The 22,727-nt window shown below is 28.5% G+C and carries 31 protein-coding genes; all 31 read left to right on the top strand.

The genetic code is table 11. From position 1 onward, the window contains the following. Positions 1-236: 236 nt before the first annotated feature. The 31 genes from T514_RS0110240 (at position 237) to T514_RS0110085 (ending at position 22,723) form a co-directional block, all read left to right on the top strand. Positions 237-1,250: a type II secretion system F family protein gene (locus tag T514_RS0110240; protein WP_027624694.1), complete on the top strand. Its 1,014-nt coding sequence runs from the start codon at positions 237-239 to the stop codon at positions 1,248-1,250. A gap of 35 nt (positions 1,251-1,285) precedes the next feature. Beyond that, positions 1,286-1,699 (top strand): type II secretion system protein, encoded by a 414-nt coding sequence (locus T514_RS25690; protein WP_051541992.1) that lies wholly within the window; start codon positions 1,286-1,288, stop codon positions 1,697-1,699. Beyond that, positions 1,659-2,150 (top strand): type II secretion system protein, encoded by a 492-nt coding sequence (locus T514_RS0110230; protein ID WP_051541991.1) that lies wholly within the window; start codon positions 1,659-1,661, stop codon positions 2,148-2,150. Before T514_RS25690 ends, T514_RS0110230 begins: the two co-directional genes overlap by 41 nt. After that, positions 2,134-2,577: a prepilin-type N-terminal cleavage/methylation domain-containing protein gene (locus tag T514_RS0110225; RefSeq protein ID WP_027624692.1), complete on the top strand. Its 444-nt coding sequence runs from the start codon at positions 2,134-2,136 to the stop codon at positions 2,575-2,577. The genes T514_RS0110230 and T514_RS0110225 overlap by 17 nt, the downstream gene beginning before the upstream one ends. Further along, a complete protein-coding gene (locus tag T514_RS0110220; protein ID WP_027624691.1) occupies positions 2,574-3,044 on the top strand; it encodes a prepilin-type N-terminal cleavage/methylation domain-containing protein in 471 nt (156 codons plus the stop codon). Before T514_RS0110225 ends, T514_RS0110220 begins: the two co-directional genes overlap by 4 nt. A gap of 141 nt (positions 3,045-3,185) precedes the next feature. Then, positions 3,186-3,962, top strand: a complete 777-nt coding sequence (locus tag T514_RS0110215) for a hypothetical protein (RefSeq protein ID WP_027624690.1) — start codon at positions 3,186-3,188, stop codon at positions 3,960-3,962. Between the two features lie 4 nt (positions 3,963-3,966). Continuing rightward, a complete protein-coding gene (locus tag T514_RS0110210; RefSeq protein WP_027624689.1) occupies positions 3,967-4,425 on the top strand; it encodes a hypothetical protein in 459 nt (152 codons plus the stop codon). After that, positions 4,415-4,825, top strand: coding sequence for a hypothetical protein (locus T514_RS0110205; protein ID WP_027624688.1), 411 nt, complete (start codon positions 4,415-4,417; stop codon positions 4,823-4,825). Before T514_RS0110210 ends, T514_RS0110205 begins: the two co-directional genes overlap by 11 nt. Positions 4,826-4,873: 48 nt before the next feature. Next, positions 4,874-5,395 carry a shikimate kinase gene (locus T514_RS0110200; RefSeq protein ID WP_027624687.1) on the top strand — a complete coding sequence of 174 codons (522 nt, stop codon included), beginning with the start codon at positions 4,874-4,876 and terminating at the stop codon, positions 5,393-5,395. A 96-nt stretch (positions 5,396-5,491) separates the two neighbouring features. After that, positions 5,492-6,559 carry a M24 family metallopeptidase gene (locus tag T514_RS0110195; RefSeq protein ID WP_027624686.1) on the top strand — a complete coding sequence of 356 codons (1,068 nt, stop codon included), beginning with the start codon at positions 5,492-5,494 and terminating at the stop codon, positions 6,557-6,559. A gap of 72 nt (positions 6,560-6,631) precedes the next feature. Then, positions 6,632-7,189, top strand: coding sequence for an elongation factor P (efp, locus tag T514_RS0110190; RefSeq protein ID WP_027624685.1), 558 nt, complete (start codon positions 6,632-6,634; stop codon positions 7,187-7,189). Between the two features lie 85 nt (positions 7,190-7,274). After that, the gene (locus T514_RS0110185; protein ID WP_027624684.1) at positions 7,275-7,697 is read left to right on the top strand and encodes a CD1247 N-terminal domain-containing protein; all 423 of its coding nucleotides are present in this window, start codon (positions 7,275-7,277) and stop codon (positions 7,695-7,697) included. Between the two features lie 146 nt (positions 7,698-7,843). Beyond that, entirely contained in the window at positions 7,844-8,761 is a 918-nt protein-coding gene (gene spoIIIAA, locus T514_RS0110180) for a stage III sporulation protein AA (protein ID WP_034868808.1), read from the top strand. 1 nt (position 8,762) lies between these two features. Further along, positions 8,763-9,281, top strand: coding sequence for a stage III sporulation protein SpoIIIAB (gene spoIIIAB / locus T514_RS0110175; RefSeq protein WP_027624682.1), 519 nt, complete (start codon positions 8,763-8,765; stop codon positions 9,279-9,281). A 16-nt stretch (positions 9,282-9,297) separates the two neighbouring features. Continuing rightward, positions 9,298-9,495, top strand: a complete 198-nt coding sequence (gene spoIIIAC / locus T514_RS0110170) for a stage III sporulation protein AC (RefSeq protein ID WP_027624681.1) — start codon at positions 9,298-9,300, stop codon at positions 9,493-9,495. Between the two features lie 9 nt (positions 9,496-9,504). Then, a complete protein-coding gene (gene spoIIIAD / locus T514_RS0110165; protein ID WP_027624680.1) occupies positions 9,505-9,891 on the top strand; it encodes a stage III sporulation protein AD in 387 nt (128 codons plus the stop codon). 9 nt (positions 9,892-9,900) lie between these two features. Then, positions 9,901-11,058: a stage III sporulation protein AE gene (gene spoIIIAE / locus T514_RS0110160; protein ID WP_027624679.1), complete on the top strand. Its 1,158-nt coding sequence runs from the start codon at positions 9,901-9,903 to the stop codon at positions 11,056-11,058. A 4-nt stretch (positions 11,059-11,062) separates the two neighbouring features. Next, positions 11,063-11,647 (top strand): stage III sporulation protein AF, encoded by a 585-nt coding sequence (gene spoIIIAF, locus T514_RS0110155; protein ID WP_027624678.1) that lies wholly within the window; start codon positions 11,063-11,065, stop codon positions 11,645-11,647. Positions 11,648-11,660: 13 nt separating this feature from the next. Next, complete coding sequence (spoIIIAG, locus tag T514_RS0110150; protein WP_027624677.1) at positions 11,661-12,284, top strand: stage III sporulation protein AG; 624 nt, start codon at positions 11,661-11,663, stop codon at positions 12,282-12,284. 59 nt (positions 12,285-12,343) lie between these two features. Beyond that, complete coding sequence (locus tag T514_RS0110145; RefSeq protein WP_027624676.1) at positions 12,344-12,847, top strand: SpoIIIAH-like family protein; 504 nt, start codon at positions 12,344-12,346, stop codon at positions 12,845-12,847. Between the two features lie 112 nt (positions 12,848-12,959). Beyond that, the gene (locus tag T514_RS0110140; protein ID WP_027624675.1) at positions 12,960-13,355 is read left to right on the top strand and encodes an Asp23/Gls24 family envelope stress response protein; all 396 of its coding nucleotides are present in this window, start codon (positions 12,960-12,962) and stop codon (positions 13,353-13,355) included. A gap of 113 nt (positions 13,356-13,468) precedes the next feature. Then, positions 13,469-13,930, top strand: coding sequence for a transcription antitermination factor NusB (gene nusB / locus T514_RS0110135; RefSeq protein ID WP_027624674.1), 462 nt, complete (start codon positions 13,469-13,471; stop codon positions 13,928-13,930). Positions 13,931-13,947: 17 nt separating this feature from the next. Next, positions 13,948-14,784: a tetrahydrofolate dehydrogenase/cyclohydrolase catalytic domain-containing protein gene (locus T514_RS0110130; protein ID WP_027624673.1), complete on the top strand. Its 837-nt coding sequence runs from the start codon at positions 13,948-13,950 to the stop codon at positions 14,782-14,784. Beyond that, the gene (xseA, locus tag T514_RS0110125) at positions 14,784-15,986 is read left to right on the top strand and encodes an exodeoxyribonuclease VII large subunit (protein ID WP_027624672.1); all 1,203 of its coding nucleotides are present in this window, start codon (positions 14,784-14,786) and stop codon (positions 15,984-15,986) included. The genes T514_RS0110130 and xseA overlap by 1 nt, the downstream gene beginning before the upstream one ends. Before the next feature lie 123 nt (positions 15,987-16,109). Further along, positions 16,110-16,322 (top strand): exodeoxyribonuclease VII small subunit, encoded by a 213-nt coding sequence (locus tag T514_RS0110120; RefSeq protein WP_027624671.1) that lies wholly within the window; start codon positions 16,110-16,112, stop codon positions 16,320-16,322. Positions 16,323-16,357: 35 nt separating this feature from the next. Beyond that, positions 16,358-17,227 (top strand): polyprenyl synthetase family protein, encoded by an 870-nt coding sequence (locus tag T514_RS0110115; protein WP_034868801.1) that lies wholly within the window; start codon positions 16,358-16,360, stop codon positions 17,225-17,227. A gap of 890 nt (positions 17,228-18,117) precedes the next feature. After that, the gene (locus T514_RS0110105) at positions 18,118-18,708 is read left to right on the top strand and encodes a hypothetical protein (protein ID WP_242850587.1); all 591 of its coding nucleotides are present in this window, start codon (positions 18,118-18,120) and stop codon (positions 18,706-18,708) included. Between the two features lie 2 nt (positions 18,709-18,710). Beyond that, positions 18,711-20,573: a 1-deoxy-D-xylulose-5-phosphate synthase gene (gene dxs, locus T514_RS0110100; protein WP_034868800.1), complete on the top strand. Its 1,863-nt coding sequence runs from the start codon at positions 18,711-18,713 to the stop codon at positions 20,571-20,573. Between the two features lie 14 nt (positions 20,574-20,587). Continuing rightward, positions 20,588-21,406, top strand: a complete 819-nt coding sequence (locus tag T514_RS0110095) for a TlyA family RNA methyltransferase (protein ID WP_027624667.1) — start codon at positions 20,588-20,590, stop codon at positions 21,404-21,406. Positions 21,407-21,410: 4 nt separating this feature from the next. Then, positions 21,411-22,241, top strand: coding sequence for an NAD(+)/NADH kinase (locus T514_RS0110090; RefSeq protein ID WP_027624666.1), 831 nt, complete (start codon positions 21,411-21,413; stop codon positions 22,239-22,241). A 29-nt stretch (positions 22,242-22,270) separates the two neighbouring features. Further along, on the top strand, positions 22,271-22,723 hold the full coding sequence (locus T514_RS0110085; RefSeq protein WP_027624665.1) for an arginine repressor: 453 nt from the start codon (positions 22,271-22,273) through the stop codon (positions 22,721-22,723). Positions 22,724-22,727: the final 4 nt, after the last annotated feature.

Below are 22,727 nucleotides of genomic sequence, written 5' to 3'. Positions count from 1 at the left end.
CATTTGTACTCTAAAAAGTTGCGTATCAATCCTTTTTTAGGAGGTGATGAAGTATATATTTTTATAAGGCTATTGATGGAAAAGAAAAAAAGATAAAGGGAATATATTGTGGAGATAATATTTGTGAACTTAAATATAGTCTTCGGACTAAAGGTTTTTATCTTATTAACATAAAAAAGAAAAATTTAATTAATGGATTTTTTATAAACAATAAATTATCATATAAGGATTTATATGTGTTTTGCTATGAATTATCAATTTTGCTGGAATCTGGTGTAAGCTTACCTAATTCAATAGATCTCTTACAAGATTACTTTAAAGATGTTATAGTTAAAAGCAGTTTAAAAAGTATAAAAGAAGGCCTTTATTTAGGTCAAACATTACATTTTGTCATTAATAAATATAGTTTTATATATCCAACATTTTTGATAGAAATGATAAGAATAGGAGAGGAAAGTGGAGAATTACCTAAGATTTTAAAAAAGTTATCTAGTTACTACAAATATGGCGAAGAAATAAGTAAGGAATTAAAAAAATCTTTATCATATCCTATTATAGTTTTATGTGTAGCAATATCCATAATAAGTTTTCTAATATTTAATATCCTACCAAAATTCATTCAATTGATAGAATCTTTTAAAATTCCAGTTTCATCATTATCAAAAGCTATGTTTTCATTTGTGAAGTATGCAAATAGCGGAAAGCATTATATTGCTTTTATATTATTAGGGCTAAATTTGTATCTTTTATACTGCTATAAGACTAGTGGAGAATGGAAAAAAATTCATAATATTTTAATTAATATACCCTATTTGGGGAAGGTATATAAAAAAATACAAATATCTAGGTTGTTCATGGCTATGGGTATTACCTTTAGTTCAGGTATGAGTATTTTAGATTCTATAGAAAAGTCAAGCATGTTAATAAAGAACAAATTGATTTTAAAGAAAATAGAAGAAGTAAGAAATTCTATTCTTAAAGGTCAATGTTTAAGTAAAGCTTTTAAAAAATCAGATTTATTTAGTGAAAGCGTTAATTCTATAATAGCTATTGGAGAAGAGGAAGGAAATTTACAGGATATATTTTCAAGAATTTCCGAAAGGTATAAAGAAGATGTATTAGAATGCATCGAAAAATGTGTTAAGTATATAGAACCTATAATTATTGTAATAATATCTATTTTGGTTGGAGTTATAACAATATCTATACTTATGCCCATGTTAAGTTTAATGGATTCCTTGGCTATATAATTAAGCATTTATATTTATTATATGGAGGGAGTATTATGAAAAAATATTCTATAAAAAAAGGTTTTACAATAATAGAATTAATAACTGTAATGTCTATAATTTTAGTTCTTATGGGATTGTTAATTCCCAAACTAAATGGTTATAGGGGAAAAGCACAAAAATTAAAAGTAGATAATTATGCAAGGCAAATATATATGGCTGCTATGGCAAGTTATGCAGATAATGGAGGGAAATTCATCAAAGGAAGTATACAAGGAGACATAAATAATTTAATAAGCTTTAGTGATGGTGAAAATGATAATATTATTACAGTATCAACGGCTAAGGATGATGAAGCCACAATAACATTTACTATAGAAGGAACTAAACATGAGATGACCATAAATAAGGATGGATATAATTTATCAAATGAAAAATTTACAGAAAATAATTCAGAACAAAATATATAAAGATAGATATAGTAAATTAATGAAAGGGTTTACTATTATAGAATTATTAGTATATATGGGACTATTATCTATATCAGCAGCATTTATAACTTTAAATATTAATGGATTTTCTAATATAACGAATAATTTAGATTATACATTATGTGATCAATCTATAATTAATTTTATAAATAATGGAAAGCAATATTGTAGAGAGAAAAAAATATCTGGCAAAATATGCTTTTTAAATAATGATAAGAGTATTATATTTTATTGTAGTGGTATAAGGATAAATAAATACGACTTGCCCACAAAATTTGTATTTACAAAAGCCGGGAATAGTAAAAGAGAAATAGGTATAAATGAAAAAGGAATAACTGGAGATGCTTGCACTATAGCTTATAAGGATAGGAAAGGAAAAGTACATGAAATTACTATATCAGTGGGAACAGCCCATGTGGAAATTAAATAAAAAGGCATTTACAATAATTGAAGTATTATGTAGTATGACTTTATTTTCTTTAATGGCCATAACTGCTGTTAGTGTAATTATAGTTTCTTGTAAATTAAAATTATATAATGAAAATTTAAGGGAATATGCTTATTTTATTGAAGGATTAAAAAATAATATAGCATATAACTTAAAAGAGGAGGAATTATTTTATATAAAACAAGGTGAAGAAAAATTTATCCATAAGGAAAATATTAATATGGAAAATTTAAGGAAAAAGCATTTGAAAGAAATTTTATCTAAGAGTAATCCAAAAGAAGAGCCATATATTCATGTAAATGTGGAGAAAGTAGAAGATAAACATAAGCGATATAATGTAAATATCCTTTTAAAAATATCGGATGATAAATATATTGAGTGTGATTTTGATAAGGATTTTGAACAATGAAAAAAGGATTTTCTTTAATAGAAATTTTAATATCTATAAGTATAATTTCAATTATATCATTAGCAGGAATAAGAAGTTTAATAATATATTTAAATTTATATAGGAAAGAAAGTAATCATATCATGGAAGAATTTTATGTAGATCAAGCATTTATTTTTATTGAGCAACAATTAGATGCAGCAGAAAGCATTGATATATTTAAGAATAATAAAGATGTAAATGAAATAAAGGTTAATAATAAGGATAAAAGTAATTATATAAAATTAAAGAATGGAAAGCTAGTGATTTCTTACAATAAAAGCAATTCAAAATATAGTAATACTATAATGTATGATGTTAAAAGTTTTCTAGTGGAAGGCGTCTGTAATACTGTATATGTAAAAATAAAAACAAAATATGGAAGGGAATATGAGCGATGTTTTGGAATAAGAAAAAAAGAGGATTTATTCTTATATATACCTTATTAGTTGGTACTATTTGCGTTGTTATTTCCTTTTATATATTGACACTACAATGCATGAGGATTAATAATAATAAATTTATTATTAATTACATAAGGGACACATCTAATTTAAAATAAGTAATATAAATCTTGAGGAGGAAAATAATTGTTTAAAAGAAATAGTGTAATAGAGATAGATGATGAGTACATATATCTAAATGATTATGGTGGCAGAAAGTTGTTAAGGAAAAATATTAAAGAAGGTATGGAAAGAAAAATTATTGGTGATAGAAATGAATTGAAAAATTTAAAAGTAAATATTCAGAAAAGAAATATACATTTTATTTTAAATGGAGAAAAGGTTTTTGTTAAGTTAATAACTATACCTAAGGTGAAAAAGTCTTATCTGGATAAGGTTATTAGGGGAGAAATTGAATATTATTTTAAGGATATAGATAATCTTATTTATTCTTATAGTATTTACAAAGAAGGAGAGAAGAGCATAGAGGTATTAGTTTTTTGTTTGAATTGGAAAGAAATTGATATGCTTAAGAATATTGAATTTAATAAAAATAGTGTTAAGGGAGTATGGCTAATACAATTTTGTTTTTTAAATTTTTTTATGAAAAGTTTTAAAGAAAAACAATTTATATTTACTTTTATTCATAATTATAAAACATATCTTATAGCTTGCAAGGATAATAAACTAATTTGTAATAATATAATAAATAATTATGATGAAAACACATTTATTAAATATTTAAAAGATTTTATAGAACACAGCAGTAGAAAGATGGGAGAACAGAATTTAAATGCAGTATATTTTGTGAATTTTAAAAATAAAGATTTGATAAAAGAAAGTACAAAGTATTATGAGTGTAAAGATTTAGGATCTGTTGGTAGAGATGATATAATCAAGAAGTTCATTTATATGGGAGGATAATATTATGAGTAATACTAATTTTATTCCCTATAGTTTTATGGAAGAAAATTTAGAAAGAAAGAAAAAAATATTTAAATTAATATTTTTTATAGCATTGGCTTTACTACTTTTTTCGATATGTATTCTAAAAGCTAATATGAATAGATTAAATAATTTAAAAAGGGAGGAGAAAACATTTGACGCAAAAGTTCAAGATATGTGTTTAAAAGAAAATAATAAAATAATTAAAAAAAATATAGAAGATTTATGGGAAATAACAAAGGATAATAATAATTTCTATTTTATAACTTTAAGAAATAATACATTATATATAGATGGTATTGGTAGTAGTATTAAGGAGTGTAAGCAAAGCATAATAAATTTGGAACAAAAGAATAATTTTACAGTGGTGAATCTGAAAGGACCTGAAAAAAAAGGGGATAATTATTATTACAAAGTAGGTGTAGCACTAAATGCAAGATAATAACTATAAATTGTTAATTGTATTAACTTTATGCATATTACTAATATCTGTTGTTTTTAATTATAAAGTCTATGATAACATAAAAAAACAAATATCTGTTAATAAAAAAATTCAGAAAAAGTATAGAAATTTATCTGAAAAAAAAGTGAAAAAGTATACATATAGTGATATTATAGAACTTGTAGAAGAAAATAAAAATTTTAGTATAGTTAATATTGATAAAGATAAAAATAATAATATAGATGTTGAATTAACCTTTAAAGGTAGTATAACTTCTTTTTTTAGTTTTATAAATAGCATCAAATATAATAATAGATTTAAGGAGATAATATTTTTAAGTTTAAAAAAGAATAGCGATGACATAAACAATGTTGTAGGAAGATTGAGATTAGGTTTATGAATTTTATTTGGTGTTAAGAAAATTTCATCTAAAGCTAAGAATCACTTGATGGGGAGGGATAATATAAATATAATTTTAATTGGTATGCCAGGTTCCGGTAAAACTGCTATAGGAAAAATTTTAAGTCAAAAATTAAACTATTCTTTTATGGATACAGATGAGAGTATAATACATAATGAGAATATGACTATAAAAGAAATTTTTAAATGTAAGGGGGAAGAATATTTCAGGCAATTGGAAAAAAGAATTGTGGATGATATCATGTGTATGGATAAAAGAGTAATATCTACCGGAGGAGGGTTGCCTGCATTTTATAATAATATAGATAAATTAAATAATGCAGGAATAACTATATTTTTAGATGTACCTTTGGAAATATTGATTACTAGAAATGAGATATCCAATGACAGACCATTATTACAAAATAATATAAAAGAAAAATTGATAGAACTGTACAAAAAAAGGTTACCAATATATAATAAGGCTCATATAAAAATAGATAATTATAATAAATCTATTGAGGCAATTGGTGATTATATAATTAATAGTATTATGAAATATAAAAAATAATAAAATGAAATAATTATGCAATATTATTTGCAAATAATCACAAGTTTTGATAAAATATCATTGTTCAGCAGTAAATATACATCTGGGGGTGAAAACATGTTTCAAAATAGAATAGAGAAGTTAAGAGAAAAAATGAAAGAAAAGGGTTTAAACGGAGTTTTACTTGTAGGAGACCCAAATAGAAACTATATAAGTGGTTTTACTGGAGATGAAAGTTTTGCTGTCATAGGTTTAGATAGAGCTGTATTTATAACAGATTCAAGATATACAGAGCAAGCCATGGCACAGGTAAAAGGCTTGGAAGTTAAACAATACAAGGGAAAAATTGAAGAGTTTTTAAAAGATGTAGTAGAAGAACTAAGAATAAAGACTCTTGGTTTTGAAGAAAATATACTTACATTTGATAAATATATTACATATAAAGATAAATTAAATTGCGAACTAGTTCCTATGGAAGGCATGGTAGAGGAACTAAGAATAATAAAAGATAGTGATGAAGTAGCAGCAATAAAAAAAGCAGCGGCTATTGCAGATGAAGCTTTTATAAAAATATTACAATTTGTAAAACCTGGTATGTGTGAGAGAGAAGTTGGAGTAGAATTAGAATACTGGTTAAAAAGATTTGGAGCTAGTGGATTATCTTTTCCTTCTATAGTAGCATCAGGTGAAAGATCATCATTACCACATGGACAGCCAACAGATAAGGTAATAAGAATGGGAGATTTCTTGACCCTAGATTTTGGTTGTGTGTATAATGATTATTGTTCCGATATGACCCGAACTATAGTTATGGGAAATGCAACAGAAAAAATGACAGAAGTATATAATGTAGTTTTAAAAGCTCAAGAAGAGGCTTTGAAAGCTTATAAACCTGGTATAACAGGGGCAGAAGTTGATAAAGTAGCAAGAGATGTTATTAAGAAAAATGGTTATGGTGATTACTTTGGTCATGGACTTGGTCATGGTGTAGGAAGAGAAATACATGAAAATCCAAGAGTAAGTCCTATGGGAAACACAATATTAAAGCCAGGTATGATAGTTACAGATGAACCGGGGATCTATCTACCAAATGAATTTGGAGTACGAATTGAGGACTTAATTCTTATCACTGAAAGTGGTTGTGAAGTACTTTCAAAGTCACCAAAAAATATGATATTTATATAAATTAATAAGTATTAACTTACCTGATAAGGTTATAATATAAATGAATTAATAGTTTTGGAGGGATTCTTAAAAATGATATCAGCAGGAGATATAAGAAAAGGAACTACTTTTGAATTAGATGGACAAGTTTTCACAGTTGTGGATTTTTTACACGTAAAACCTGGTAAAGGTGCAGCTTTCGTAAGAGTAAAATTAAAGAATGTTATGTCTGGTGGAGTTACTGAAACAACATTTAACCCAACAGCTAAATTCCAAGAAGCTGTAATTGAAAGAAAAGAAATGCAGTATTTATATTCTGATGGACAGTTATATTACTTCATGGATCAAGAAACTTTTGAACAAATTCCATTAAATTTTGAACAGGTTGAAGATGCAATTAAGTTCTTAAAGGAAAATATGTTTGCTATAATAAAGTTCTACAAAGGAGAAGCATTCTCAGTAGAACCACCAAACTTTGTTGAATTACAAATAACTCATACAGAACCAGGTGCAAAAGGAAATACTGCTACAAACGTATTAAAGCCAGCTACTGTAGAAACAGGAGCAGTTGTTCCAGTTCCATTATTCGTAAATGAAGGAGATATGATTAGAATAGATACTAGAACTGGCGAATATATGGAAAGAGTTTAGGTTATAATATAATAAGTGTACATTTTTGTAACGACATACATGTAATGTATGTCGTTATTATTAAATAAAAAAAGGATGTGAAAATATGGATACTTTAAAATCAAAAGTTGCTTATTTGAATGGATTAATCGATGGATTAGGGATTGATGAGGAAAGCAAAGAAGGAAGAATAATAAGAGAAATAGCTAGTATATTGGAAGATATCGGTGAAGAAATTGAAGAAATTAAAGATTCACAAAATGATCTTCAGGATTATGTAGATGAATTAGATGAAGATTTAAATTCAATAGAAGAAGATCTATATGATGATGAAGACGAAGATGATTTTGATGAAGAAGATATCGAAGACTTTATTGATATGACTTGTGATAATTGTGGTGAAACAGTATATATAGATACTGGAATTTTAAAAGGAAAAGATAGTATAATTTGTCCAAATTGTCATAAAGACATTCCACTTCATATAGGTTGTGGGTGTGGTTGTGATGATTGCGATGATTGTGAATAAAATTTAGTTACATAAGTATAAGTGAAAAATCAGATTGATAAAAAATCAATCTGATTTTTTTGTTTGGAAAAATTAAAAAAATTTTCTTAGTCAGTCATATTTTAATGGAATTTAAAATACCTTTTAATAAGAAAGGAGAATAAAAGATGATAAACGATAGAGAAATATTAAATATATTACCAGATAGTATTAAAAAATCTATTGACTTAAAAGACATGAATAATCTTCAAGAAATAAGAATTAGAGGAGACAAGCCAATAATACTTCAATATGGAGACGATGAAATAATAACTAATCATATTGCTAATTTAGAAGAAATCAAAATTATCATCCAAAGAATGAGTAACTATTCCATTTATGCCTATGATGAAGAAATTAAACAAGGATATATAACTATAAAAGGTGGACATAGGGTAGGTATATGTGGGAGATGTGTTATTCAAAATAATGAAGTTAAAACAATAAAGGATACGGCGTCAATGAATATAAGGATATGTAGGGAAGTAATAGGATGTTCTAATAAAATAATACCTTATATTATTGAAAATAATATTATGGAAAATACAATAATTATTTCTCCCCCAAAATGTGGTAAAACAACTCTTTTAAGAGATATAGCAAGAAATATATCTGAAGGAATAAAGGAATTTAGGTTTAAAGGGAAAAAAGTTTGTGTAATAGATGAAAGAAGTGAAATAGCAGCATGTTATAATGGCATTCCTCAATTAAATATAGGCATAAGGACAGATGTTTTAGATTGTTGTCCTAAAGCTTCAGGGATAATGATGGCCATAAGAAGTATGTCTCCGGATATAATAGTGTGTGATGAAATAGGTACTTTATCAGATATGGAAAGTATTATAGGTGCTATGAATTCAGGGGTTAGTCTTATAACTACCATACATGGTTATGGTATAGAGGATCTTTATGAAAGAGCTGTTTTTAAAGAGATAATGGATAATAAAGTTTTTAAGAAAGCTATTATTTTAAGTAATAAAAATGGTATAGGTACTGTGGAATATATATATAGTTTTAGAGATGATAAGGTTATTCTAAAAGGTTAGTATGTTGAAAATTATGGGCAGTTTATTAGTTTTAGCCTCTTCCACAACAACAGGCTTCATATTAAGTGAAAGATTTAAGAAAAGGACTAATCAGCTAAAGGAAATGGAAAGGGGCATACATCAACTGCAAAATGAAATTATATATACCCACACTCCTTTACCAGAAGCTTTTTATAATATATACCAAAAAAGCAGTTATCCATTAAATGAATTCTTTAAAATCGTATCAGATATGTTGCAATTGAATGAAGTGGATAGTGTTTATGATGGTTTTAAAAAAGCCTTTAAGAAAATGAAAGATTCATTAGATGTAAATAAAGAAGATATGAATGTGATTTTAAACCTTGGAAAAACTTTAGGAGAATCTGATGTTGAAGGGCAAAAAAGAATGTTTGTATTAACTTTAGAAAATTTGAAAAAGCAAATATTAGAGGCTGAAATATTAATGAAAAAAAATGTAAAGATGTATAGATACCTAGGTTTCACTTTAGGAACTATGATTGTAATTATGCTCATCTAAAAGGGGGAGAAGAAATATGTTGGATGTAAATTTAATTTTTAAAATAGGAGCTGTAAGTATTTTGATTATTATACTTGACAAGATACTAAAGACAAGCGGATATGATGATTATGCAGTAATAACAAATTTAGCAGGTATAGTAATAATATTAATGATGGTAATAAATCTTGTAAACAAGCTGTTTAATGTAGTTAAAACTATGTTCCAATTATAGGAGGAAGACATGGAAATAGTAAAAGTAGTAGCTTTTGCTTTTGCTTCTTTATTTATTGTAATGATAGTAAAAGATAGTAAAAAAGAAGAATTAGCAATACAAATCAGTATATGTGCTGGAATTTTGATTTTCCTTTTTATGATAACTAAAATAACATCCATTATGAATTTACTGCAACAGCTTGCTTTAAAAGCTAATATAGATTTTATTTATTTAACAACTGTATTTAAAATATTAGGTATTGCATACTTAGCTTCATTCTGTAGTGAAATATGCAAAGATGCAGGACAAGGAAGTATTGCTTCAAAGGTTGAGTTTGCAGGGAAGATATTAATACTTGTACTAGCTATACCAATACTTATGGCTGTATTGCAGTCAATCTTAAGGATAATGTAGGAGAGAAAGATGAAAAAGTGGATAGTAATTTTATTAACAGTTCTCACCATGATTTTTACAACTGTGTTCAATGTACAAGCATCTCCAACCACAGAGCAGGTTGACAAAAATAAAGAAGTTCAACAATTATATGAATACATCACTAACATGAAAAGCGATCATGAATTATTAAAGGATATGGACATAAGATCTTATGTAAAAGACTATATGAAAAAGGGAGAAGGCAATTTTTCTGTAAAAAAATTTACTAAAGCTATAGGTTCTTTTTTGCTAAGAGAAACTTCATTGTCCCTTAAACTTATGTCAATACTTATTATTATAGCTATTATTTGTGCCTTAATAACTAATTTAGAGAAGGCATTTAGTAATGAAAATTTGTCTAATATAGCTTATTTTGCTTGCTATTCTTTAATAATAATTATTATGGCCAAAAGTTTTTACATGGGAGTAGATTTAGCAAGACAAACAATAAAGCAAATGTCCGATTTTATGCTAGCGTTAATTCCTATACTTATAATGCTTCTTGCTACTATTGGAGGAATAACTGAGGCTGCAGTAATGGATCCTATTATAATAGGGACTATTAATATAAGTGCAAAAATATTTGCTAATGTAATAATACCACTAATATCAATGACCTTTGTATTACAATTCGTAAATAATATTACTGAGGAATATAAAATAGACAAGTTGACTAAACTGTTAAATCAAATAGCATTATGGGGACAAGGTATATTAATGACAATATTTATAGGCATTATGACGGTTAGAGGAATATCCTCTAAAACCATAGACCAAGTAGTTGCTAAAACTGCAAAATATGCTGTAGATAACTTTGTACCAATAGTTGGTAAATGCCTTTCCGATGCAGTGTCTACTGTGGCAGGGTATTCCTTACTTCTTAAAAATGCATTAAGTAGTGTAGGATTAGTGATTATTATACTAATAATGATTTTGCCGGTTTTAAAAATATTAATAACTGCACTATTATATAAACTTACAGCAGCTGTAATAGAACCTATTGGAGATAAAAGGCTTGTAAATTGTATAGCTTCAGCTGGGGATTCACTTATTCTTATAACTTCTTGCTTGATATGTGTCTCTGTAATGTTTTTTATAATGATATCAATAGTTGCTGCAGCAGGGAAAATAGCTATAGGAGGGTGATTAAATGCTAGAAAGTTTAAAAGGTTGGGTAATAAATATCTGTACTATAGTATTATTTATTACTGCTGTGGAAATGATTTTACCAGATAATAGTCTGAAGAAATACTCAAAGTTTGCTCTTGGATTAATACTTATATCTGTATTAATAAATCCGTTAATTAAGATTTTTGATAAAAATTTTGATATTAACGTATATAGCAACAATATATCCAAGGCTATGGATGAAGAAAAATATAAAAATACTATACAGGAGTATAGGGGAAAAACCTTAGAAAATACTATAAACAATTTCCAAGCAAATCTTAAAGGCATGATAGAGGAAAAAATTAAGGATAAGTTTCCTGATTTGAATACTACTGTTGATGTAAAAGCAGAATTTGATGATAAAGAAAATAAGTTTAATATAAAAAACATAAACGTAGGTATAAAGGATAAAAAAGTTAAGAAGGTTAAAAAGGTACAGGTAAACAGCAGTGAGAAAGGTAATGAAGATAATATATTAAAGGATCAACTCTCTAATAATATTAAAGAATATTTAAGTAAGGAACTAGGTGTTCAAAAAAACATAATAACAATTTATAAGATATAAAAGGAGGTAAACCATGGATTTGAAAAAGATTTTTGAGAAACTTAAAAGTAATAATGCAAAAAAAACATTAAACAATAAAACAGTAATGAATTTATTAATAATTTTTCTTATGGGTGTATTGATTTTACTAGCAGGAAGTTTTTTTAAAACTACCAGTAATTCTGTAAAGGAAACTATCTCTGGTGGTGATAAGAATAATACACCAGAAGAGGCGGTAATGAAAAAGCCAGAAAACGAAAGCGAAAGTGAAAAAGAATTAAGATACGAGCTAAAAAACATACTCCAGCAAACAGAAGGGGTAGGAAGAGTTGAAGTAATGATTTACTTTGCTAGCGGTGAAGAGCAAGTTCCAGCATTAAATATTAATGATTCAGTTAACTCTACAGAGGAAATAGATAATGAAGGGGGGAGAAGGCAAACAACACAAAAGAATAATGGTTCAACTGTAGTGATAACTAATAATGGGGACAAAACTCAACCATTAATAGTTAAAAAAAATAAACCAAAAGTGACAGGAGTACTTATAGTGGCAGAGGGTGCTGAAGACAAAGTTATAGAATACAGAATAAGAAAAGCAGTGACTAATCTTTTTGACGTAACTGATAACAAGGTAAATGTTTATCCTATGAAAAAATAGTATATATTTAAAAATGAAAGCATATAATTTGGTAGAAAGAAAGATAGGGGGAATTTTTTATGAATAAAAAACAAGCTGGTATTATTGTTACTTTAGTAGCTCTTATAGTATGTATGGGGTTGCTAGCTATGAGACTTAATAATCCATTATATGTTCAAGGCGATGGAGAGAAAAGTACTGTTTCAATGAAAACTAATGATAACAAGAAGAATGATACTACATCCAATTATTTTGTGGAATCAAAAATGGTAAGGGATAATAAAAATGCACAGACTTTGCAGAATTTAAAAAGCGTAATGGAAGATAAGAACATATCTCAACAGCAAAGGGATAAGACAGCAGAAAAATATGCAGTATTAGCTATGGCTGTAAACTATCAAAATAATATTGAATTAAATCTTCAAGCAAAAGGTTATACTGATGTAGTATGTACTTTGAACGAAAATAAAGCTACTGTTATAGTAAAAGCGAAGGAAAAGTTAACAGACAAACAGCTTAAGGAAATTCAAAGTGTGGTAATGAATGAAACAAAAATAAAAGAAGTAGAAGTTATAGCTAAATAAATAATAATATTTGTAAAAGGAAGATGTATTTGATATAATATACCTAAAGATAAACCTTTTACTAGTGCAGAAGAATTGCTAAGATAGAAGAGAAAACTAGGGGGTAGAGAACATGGAAGAAAATATGAATAATGAAATGGACATGGGCATTGTTAAAATATCTGATGAAGTAGTTGGCGTAATTGCAGGACTTGCTACTACAGAAATTAAAGGAATAGTTGGTATGAGTGTTGGTGCTGTAGGAGGTATTACTCAAATACTAACAGGTAAAAAGAACCTATCAAAAGGAGTTAAAGTTACTGTTGGAGAAAATAGTGCTACAATAGATTTAAGTGTTGTTATAGAATATGGAGTAAGAATTCCTGAAGTTGCTATTAAAGTACAGGAAAATGTTAAAAGAGCAGTAGAATCTATGACTGGTTTAACAGTTTCAGCAGTAAATATACATGTACAAAATGTATTAATTCCTAAGTCTGAGGATAATAACATAGAACAAATAGAAGAATAATTTTTTTCACCCTCTGTTTTCAGAGGGTGTTTCCATGTTATAAATAAGTTAGTATAATTATGAATTATATGACAATAATTTAAAATATAATAAATATACTAGGAGGAGTAACAATGAACAGAAAGAAAACAAGGGAAGTAACAATGAAGTTATTATTTGAAATGATGATTAAAAAAGAAAATTATTTAGATATAGTAAATAATTTAAAGGAAATAAATAATGAAGAGGAAACTGCAACAGAGCTTATGGGGATTAAAAAAGAAAAGGATCCAGAAAGTTTGGATTTAGAAGATGTTGATATGGATTATTTACTTAGAATACTAAGGGGTATACAGGAAAATGAAAAGGAACTTGATGAAAAAATAGAAAAATATCTTAGCAATTGGAAAATAAATAGACTTGCTAAAGTTGATTTAGCAATTTTAAGATTATCTACTTATGAAATGTTATTTGAAAAAGATATACCAACTAATGTTTCTATAAATGAAGGTATAGAATTAGCTAAAAAGTATGGGGAAGATAAATCACCAGCTTTTATAAATGCAGTATTAGATAATATAGCGAAAGAAATGTAAGAGGAGTGAAAGCTTAAATGGGAGTACCTATTGATGGAAAAAAGGTAGCTATAAGTTATAAAGAAAAGTTAAAGAAATTTATTCAGAATAGATTAGAAAATGGGTTAAGACCACCATGCATTGCTAGTATATTAATAGGTAACGATAAGGGGTCACTTTTTTATATAAGAAACCAACATAGATTATGCACAGAAGTTGGAGTGGAATTTAAAAGCATAATTTTAGAAGAAAATGTTCCAGAAAAAAGTGTTTTAGATGCTATAGATAAATTGAATGTGGACCCTAATATAGATGGAGTAATATTGCAAATGCCATTACCTTCATACTTAGATGAAGAAAAAATTATAAGTAGAATAAATCATTTAAAGGATGTAGATGGTTTAACTGATATTAATGCAGGAAAATTTTATAAGGGAGAAAAATGTTTTACTCCTTGTACATCTCAAGGTATTATAGAGTTAATTAAAAGTACTGGCATAGAAATATCAGGTAAGAAAGCAGTAGTGTTAGGAAGAAGTACTATAGTAGGAAAACCTGTAGCTCAGCTTTTAGTAAATGAAGATGCTACTGTAACTATATGTCACTCAAAGACAAGGAATATAGAAAAAATATGTAGAGAGGCAGATATTTTAGTTTCTGCAATAGGAAAACCAAGATTCATAACAGAAGACTTTGTGAAAGAAGGAGCTGTAGTAATAGATGTTGGCTTTTCTGTATTAGATGGGAAAATGGTAGGGGATGTAGATTACGAAAAAGTGTTGCCTAAGGCAAGTTTTATAACTCCGGTACCAGGTGGAGTTGGATCTATGACACCTATCATGCTTATAAAAAATACATGTGAGGTTTTGAAATAATGTTTATAAAAACCCTAACGGTTTCAGATGTAAATAATTACATAAAAAAAGTTATAGATAATGACTTTATTTTAAGTAATGCAGGAGTTAAAGGAGAAATTTCTAACTTTAAACTTCATTCTTCGGGACATATATATTTTTCTCTAAAAGATTCTTTTAGTAAAATAAATTGTGTTATGTTTAAAAGTTATGCAAAAGAATTAACATTCATTCCTGAAGATGGAATGAATGTAGTTATAAAGGGGAAGGTATCAGTATATAGTAAAGAGGGGTCTTATCAGCTTTATTGTGAAGAAATAGAACCAGAAGGTTTAGGGGAATTGTACATAGCTTTTGAAAAGTTAAAAGGTAAGCTAGAAAAAGAGGGACTTTTTGATCCCTCTCATAAAAAAACTATACCTAAATATGCAAAAAAGGTAGGTGTAGTGACTTCGCCTACTGGAGCAGCTATTAGGGACATAATAAATGTTACCAAAAGAAGGAATAGAAATTGTGAGATTTTAATATATCCTGCAGCTGTTCAGGGAGTAGGAGCAAGTGAAGAAGTAATAAATGGGATAAAAGAATTAAATAAAAGAAATGATGTAGATGTAATAATAGTTGCAAGAGGTGGGGGCTCCATAGAAGAATTATGGGCATTTAATGATGAAAAATTAGCAAGAACTATTTATAATTCTAAAATACCTATTATTACTGGAGTAGGACATGAAATAGATTATACTATAGTAGATTTTGTTTCTGACAGAAGGGCACCTACACCTTCTGCAGCAGCAGAAATTGCAGTGTTTAATTTGGATGAGATTCAAAATAAAATAGAAAATTATAAAAGAAATTTGAACTATTCAATAAATAGCAATTTAAAGGATAAGTTGAGTAAAGCACAGTTATTTAGAAGAAATTTAGAGTTAAATAGTCCAGGTAAAATTATTGTTAATGAATATAACAAGATAGATAGGCTAAATGAAATATTAAATTATAAAATTAATAGGCAAATAGATATAAGAAAAGAAAAGCTTAGTAAAATAAATGCTCTTTTATCTGCTCAAAATCCTTTAAATATATTAAATAAAGGTTATGCTGTAATACAGGATGAATTTAATAATGTAGTTAGTGAAATTAGTAAATTAAATGAACAAACAAATATTAAGATCATATTAAAAGATGGAGAAGGAAAATTTAGTATATTGAAGAGTGAAGAATGAAGAGTGAAGAATAAAGGACAATTTTTCTACATTGTCATTACGAAAAATTTTAGATTAAGTAAAAGTATCCAGTATTCTTCATTATTCACTATTAACTCTTCACTGAAAAGTGAGGGATGTGCCATGCCGAAAAAAACTGAAAGTTTTGAAAATCTAATGGGAAGATTAGAAGAAATAGTAAATGAAATGGATAGTGGGGAACTATCTTTAGAGGATTCTATGAAGAAGTATGAAGAAGGAATAAAAATTTCTAATAAGTTATATAAAATTTTAAATGAAGCAGAAGGAAAGATAAAGATTTTAACGGAAAAGGGAGATAAAGAATTTCAATTATAATTCTAGTAATTCTTCATTTTAAATGAGGTGATTTGATGATAATGGAAGAATTAAAGTGTGAAATAGAAAAGTGGCTATATGAATATTTTAAAGATAAGGGTACTTATAATAAAAAAATATATGAAGCTATGGGATATAGCGTGAATATAGGTGGAAAAAGAATAAGGCCTATTTTAATGCTTCTTACATATAAAATGTATAATAAGGATTATAAAGAAGCACTTCCAGCAGCGTGTGCTTTAGAAATGATACATACTTATTCTCTTATACATGATGATTTACCTGCTATGGATAACGATGATTTAAGACGTGGAAAGCCTACAAATCATAAAGTATTTGGAGAGGCTATAGCTATACTTGCTGGTGATGGTCTTTTAAATGAGGCATTTAATATTTTATTTGAAGAAGCTTTAAATAAAGATAAAAGGTGGTTAAAAGTAGGCCATTTAATTGGTCAATGTGCTGGTTCAGAAGGAATGATAGCAGGCCAGGTTGTAGATATTTTAGGTGAGAATAAGGAAATGGATGAGAAAGAACTAAGATATATGCATAAAAATAAGACAGGAGCGCTTATTAAAGGAGCTATACTTTCTGGAGCGATTTTAGCAGGAGCAGATGAATCAGATTTAAAAATTTTAAATGAATTCGGAGAAAAATTAGGATTGGCCTTTCAGATTAAAGATGATATTTTAGATGTAATTGGTGATGAGAAAAAACTAGGAAAGACCATAAAAAAAGATGAAATACATAATAAGAGTACATTTGTTAGTGTATATGGATTAGATAATTGTAAAGACATGTGTTGTAAATTAACGGAGCAGTGCATAGAGCTTTTAAATAATATAGACAAAGACGGTTCTAAATTGCAGGAGTTGACATTATTTCTGTTAAAAAGGGATTATTAGAACATTGACTTTATAATTTGCATACTGTAAAATTAAGAAATGTTAGTGTAATAATTATACCTATTTTTGAATATATAAGAAATATTCTATTTAATTAATAATGTTATATATATAAATTTGGTATAAACTTAAGGAAAGGTGGCGCAGTATTCTAGTCAGGTAAGTATCTTTTGAAGGCGGGGCTAAAAATCCGTCAAAGGGCATATCGATGAAGTTCCTTGTGCTGGCTTATGACGCCCAGTCATGGGTTGGTGCTGGGAGTAAGGAAGATGGGGCAGCCGCAATGGCATGCGACAACTGACCCTACTTTCGTGGAGACCGTTATCTGTGTTTTAGGTTAGTCGCCTATTGCACGGAAATGGATTAAACCTGTATTGTGGTGTAAAAGCTATGTGCAGTGTAGCCTGCCTTGAGTGATATAGGGAGAGGTGATAACACCTTTAAAATTTGGCCAAAATTTTAGAGGCTTTGCTTACTGAAACCTATATTGCAAAAGAGGCTAGAAGGATACCTAACTGTTGAGGAAATCTCCTAGACTGTTCCTAAAAGAAATATTTTGAGGATTGCAGTGCGGACTAAGTGGCAATCCAGTCCTACTTATGGTGACAAAGTAGATGGAGTATTAAAGGGAAACCGTCAAAATGGCGACATTTTGGTTATTCTGTGGGAAATCCTACTGGACCTAAGCCGCAAGTTTTACTCAGATTATTGCCACTTTTCCTTATATATTAACTATAAATGAATAACCAAAAATTCATAGAAGCGACCAGTGCTAGGAATGTGGTAAAGTGAGAAGCAGAATTTAGATATCTAAATAAGCATCAAAGCGAACCAACATGACGCCGCAATATGAAGCTTATAGGAATTTTTTCATTTGGGGGAATAATTACTTGGATAATAACTTTAACAGCAATAATAAGAAGGCTAGAAAGAATGAAATAAAAGATAATAAATCAAAGAATAATAGAAAATGGGTAAGAACTATTATTTTTTGGACAATATTAATATCTGGAAGTGTAAATCTTCTTTCTGATGTGCTACTAAGAAATGTAAATATATTAGTAGCTTTTATTATATTAATTTTTATAATATTTATTGGAATAATATTTGATATAATTGGAGTAGCAGTTACAGCAGCAGATGAAACCCCTTTTCATGCTAAAGCCGCAAAGAAGATTCCTGGAGCTAAAATAGCAGTAAAGCTTATAAGAAATGCAGATAAGGTTTCAAATTTTTGCAATGATGTAATAGGGGATGTATGCGGTATTGTGAGTGGATCTATAGGCGCTTTAATTGTAAGTAAAGTTAGTGAAGCTTTTCAAAATGCTAATGCTACAATAATAGCAGCGCTTATTGGTGCACTAGTTGCAGCTGCCACCATTGGAGGTAAAGCCTTAGGAAAAAGTTTTGCAATGAGCGAAAGCGAATTGATAATTGATAAAGTTTCAAGGATAATATACTTGATTAAAAAGGAACGATGAATATGATCAAAATACTAGATAAATATAAAGATATAAGTGAAATAAAAGATATGTCCCTAGAAGAGCTGGATATGTTTTCAGGAGAAATAAGGGAGTTTTTAATTGATAAAGTTTCTAAAACAGGAGGACATTTATCTTCTAATCTAGGGGTAGTAGAATTGACCATAAGCCTTTACAATGTATTTGATTTTAAAAAGGATAAATTGGTGTGGGATGTTGGTCATCAAAGCTATGTACATAAGATACTTACTGGTAGAAAAAATAAATTTGATACCTTAAAAAAATTTGGAGGACTAAGTGGTTTCCCTAAAAAATGTGAAAGTCAGTTTGATCACTTTCAAACAGGACATAGTAGTACTTCTATATCTGCTGCACTAGGCATGGCTAGAGCTAGAGATTTAAAAAAAGAAGATTACGAGGTAGTTGCAGTTATAGGAGATGGAGCATTAACTGGTGGTATGGCTTTAGAAGCTTTAAATGATGTAGGCTATAAAAAGTCAAAGATGATTATAATATTAAATGATAATCAAATGTCTATCGCTAGTAATGTAGGGGGGCTATCTACATATTTAAGTAAAATAAGGGTAGATCCTGGATATAATAAATTTAAGAAAGATGTAGATTCTGTGCTAAAGAAAATACCTAATATTGGGAAAGGTATGGCTAAGACTTTGGAAAAGGTTAAAAATGGAATAAAGCAAATGGTGGTTCCAGGAATGCTTTTTGAAAATATGGGTATTAAATATTTAGGACCAATAGATGGTCATGATATTAAGCAGTTAAGCAAGGTTTTATCAATGGCAAAGGAAATACAGGGGCCTGTATTAATACATGTAGTAACAAAAAAAGGTAAAGGATATAAATATGCGGAGAAAAATCCTGGAAAATTTCATGGTATAGGACCTTTTGATTATATAAGTGGAGAAGTATGTGGTAGCAAATGTCTAACTTATTCCAAAGCTTTTGGAGATGCTATGATAAAAATTGCATCAAAGGATGATAGGTTAGTAGCTATAACAGCTGCTATGAAAGATGGTACTGGGCTTGGAGAATTTGCAGAAAAGTTTAATAATAGATTTTTTGATGTAGGCATAGCTGAACAACATGCAGTTACTTTAGCAGCAGGTATGGCTACAGAAGGGTTAAAACCTGTTTTTGCAGTATATTCTACTTTTCTTCAAAGAGCTTATGATCAAATATTGCATGATGTATGCATACAGAATTTATCTGTAATTTTGGCTATAGATAGAGCTGGAATTGTTGGAGCAGATGGAGAAACTCATCAAGGAGTTTTTGATTTATCATATTTATCTCATATACCTAATATGACAATAGTTGCGCCTAAATGTGTATCAGAATTGGAGTATATGTTAAATTGGGCTGTAAGTCAGGATTCACCTATGGCTATAAGATATCCTAGGGGAGGAGATAACCCAAATGTTACCTTAGAACCTTTAAAAGAATTTAAAAAAGGTAAATGGGAGACATTATATGATGAAGGTGAAATAATGTTTGTGGCTGTTGGAAGAATGGTTCAGCAGGCTGTATTAGTAAGGGAAAAACTAAAAAATTCTGGCATAAAAGTTGGAATAATAAATGCAAGCTTTGTAAAACCTTTAGATAGATCCTTACTAAAAGATTTAGTGTATAGTGGCAAGAGTATAGTTACCCTAGAGGATAATATTATAGAGGGTGGATTTGGTTCTATGGTACTTGAGTATGTTAACTCATTACATAAGGAAACTAAAGTAATTAATTTAGGCTTTAAAGATGAATTTATTCCTCATGGAGGAGTAGATATATTATATAAAAATTATGGTTTAGATGTGGATGGTATTATACAAAGCATTATAAAATTGATATAGAAAAGGAGCTAAATATGTCTGAAAAGAAAGTTAGACTAGATGTTTTACTTATAGATAAAGGAATTTTTTCTTCAAGAGAAAGAGCTAGAGGAAGCATAATGGCAGGAGAAATATTTATTGATGGTATCAGAGTAGATAAATGTGGAGAAAAAGTAAAAGAAAATTCTAATATAGAATTCAAAGGAGAGCAAATGCCATATGTTAGTCGTGGTGGTTATAAATTAGAAAAGGCAATAAATAGTTTTAATATAGATTTAAAGGATAAAGTATGTTTAGATATAGGTGCCTCTACAGGAGGATTTACTGATTGTATGCTTCAAAATGGAGCCAAAAAAGTGTTTTCAATTGATGTAGGTTATGGACAATTAGCTTGGAAGTTAAGAGTGGATCCAAGAGTTGTATGTATGGAGAGAACTAATTTTAGATATGTTACCCATGAGCAAATAGGAGAATATGCTGATTTTGCTAGTATTGATGTATCTTTTATTTCACTAGAAAAAGTTATACCAGCAGCATTAAGTATATTAAATGAAAAAGGATCAATTGCAGCACTTATAAAACCACAGTTTGAAGCAGGCAGGGAAAAGGTAGGAAAAAAAGGAGTAGTTAGAGAAAGAAGTACTCACGAAGAGGTTATAGAAAAAATAATAAATTTTGTAAAATCTTTAGATCTTAGAATAGTAGGGCTTCAGTATTCTCCTATAAAGGGACCTGAAGGTAATATAGAATATCTTATATATTTTACTAAGGATAAAGGGTATGAAGAGAATTTGCCTTCAAGTATTGCTCATGATATAGTGGAATTATCTCATGAAAATCTAGATGAAAGGTAGTAAAATGAAAATAATAGGAATAAATGTTAATACAAATAAGGACATTGGTGGAAGGATAATGGAATCCATTATTCAAAAGGTAAAAGAAAATTATAAAGATGTAGATATAAGGATTTATAAAGATTCTATAGGATTAGAGAAAGAAGAAACAGCAAATTTAGAAGCAGTTATAGTATTAGGTGGAGATGGTACTATATTAAAAGCTTCCAAGTTTTTAGCTAAATATGATGTGCCTATATTAGGAATAAATATAGGTCATTTGGGTTTTTTAACTGAAGTGGAAAGTTCTAATTTTCATTTAGCTATTGAAAGTATTTTAGAAGGTAATTATAAAATAGAAGAAAGAAAGATGGTACAATGTACAGTAGACTATGAAGATGGAAGCAAGATATTTCATGGATTAAATGATATAGTGGTAGCTAAAGATGTAATTGGAAGAGCTGTAAAATATAAAATTTATATAGATGACAATTACTATACTACTTTTGTATCCGATGGATTGATTTTATCAACTCCAACAGGTTCTACAGCGTATTCTTTATCTGCTGGCGGTCCAATTATATATCCTACTTTGGATGTTGTTTGTTTAACTCCTATATGCTCGCATTCTTTAGGTATGAGAAGTATAGTGCTTAATGGAGATAGTAATATAAGAGTCACTATGGAGAGAAAATTTGCTAACGTACACTTAGCTATAGATGGACAGGAGACCATAAATTTACATGGTATAAATCATGTAGACATAACTTCTTCTCCTTATAAATGTAAGCTTATAAAGTTAAAAGGAGAACATAGCGATTATTTTAGTATATTAAGAAAAAAATTACATCTATAAACATTTAAGAAAGGCGAAGGTGAATACAAATGAAAGTAACCCGTCATGCAAAAATATTAGAGTTGATTACTTCAAAGAATATTGAAACTCAAGAAGAGTTGGCGGAAGAATTAAGGAAAACTGGTATGAATGTAACTCAAGCTACTGTATCAAGGGATATAAAAGAGTTAAAACTTATAAAGGTGTTATCAAACAATGGTAAGTATAAATATGCTACAATAAATCATACTGAAAATTACCTTTCAAATAAGCTTGTAAATATTTTTTCACAATCTGTAGTGCATGTAGAAAATGTTTTAAATTTTGTAGTGATAAAAACGTTACCAGGCTCAGCTTCAGCGGCAGCAGAGGCTATTGATTCTTTAAATTTTGATGGTATAGCTGGAACATTAGCTGGTGATAATACAATTTTTGTTATGGCAAGAAGTTCAGAACAAGCTATTCAAATTACTCAAAGAATGAAAAAAATGATTACGGAATAGGAGG

It is taken from the genome of Clostridium lundense DSM 17049 (assembly GCF_000619945.1).
In the GTDB taxonomy this organism is placed as follows: Bacteria; Bacillota; Clostridia; order Clostridiales; family Clostridiaceae; genus Clostridium_AO; species Clostridium_AO lundense.
Note: the sequence above shows the minus strand (reverse complement) of the source record. Positions and strands in the feature narration are given on the sequence as shown.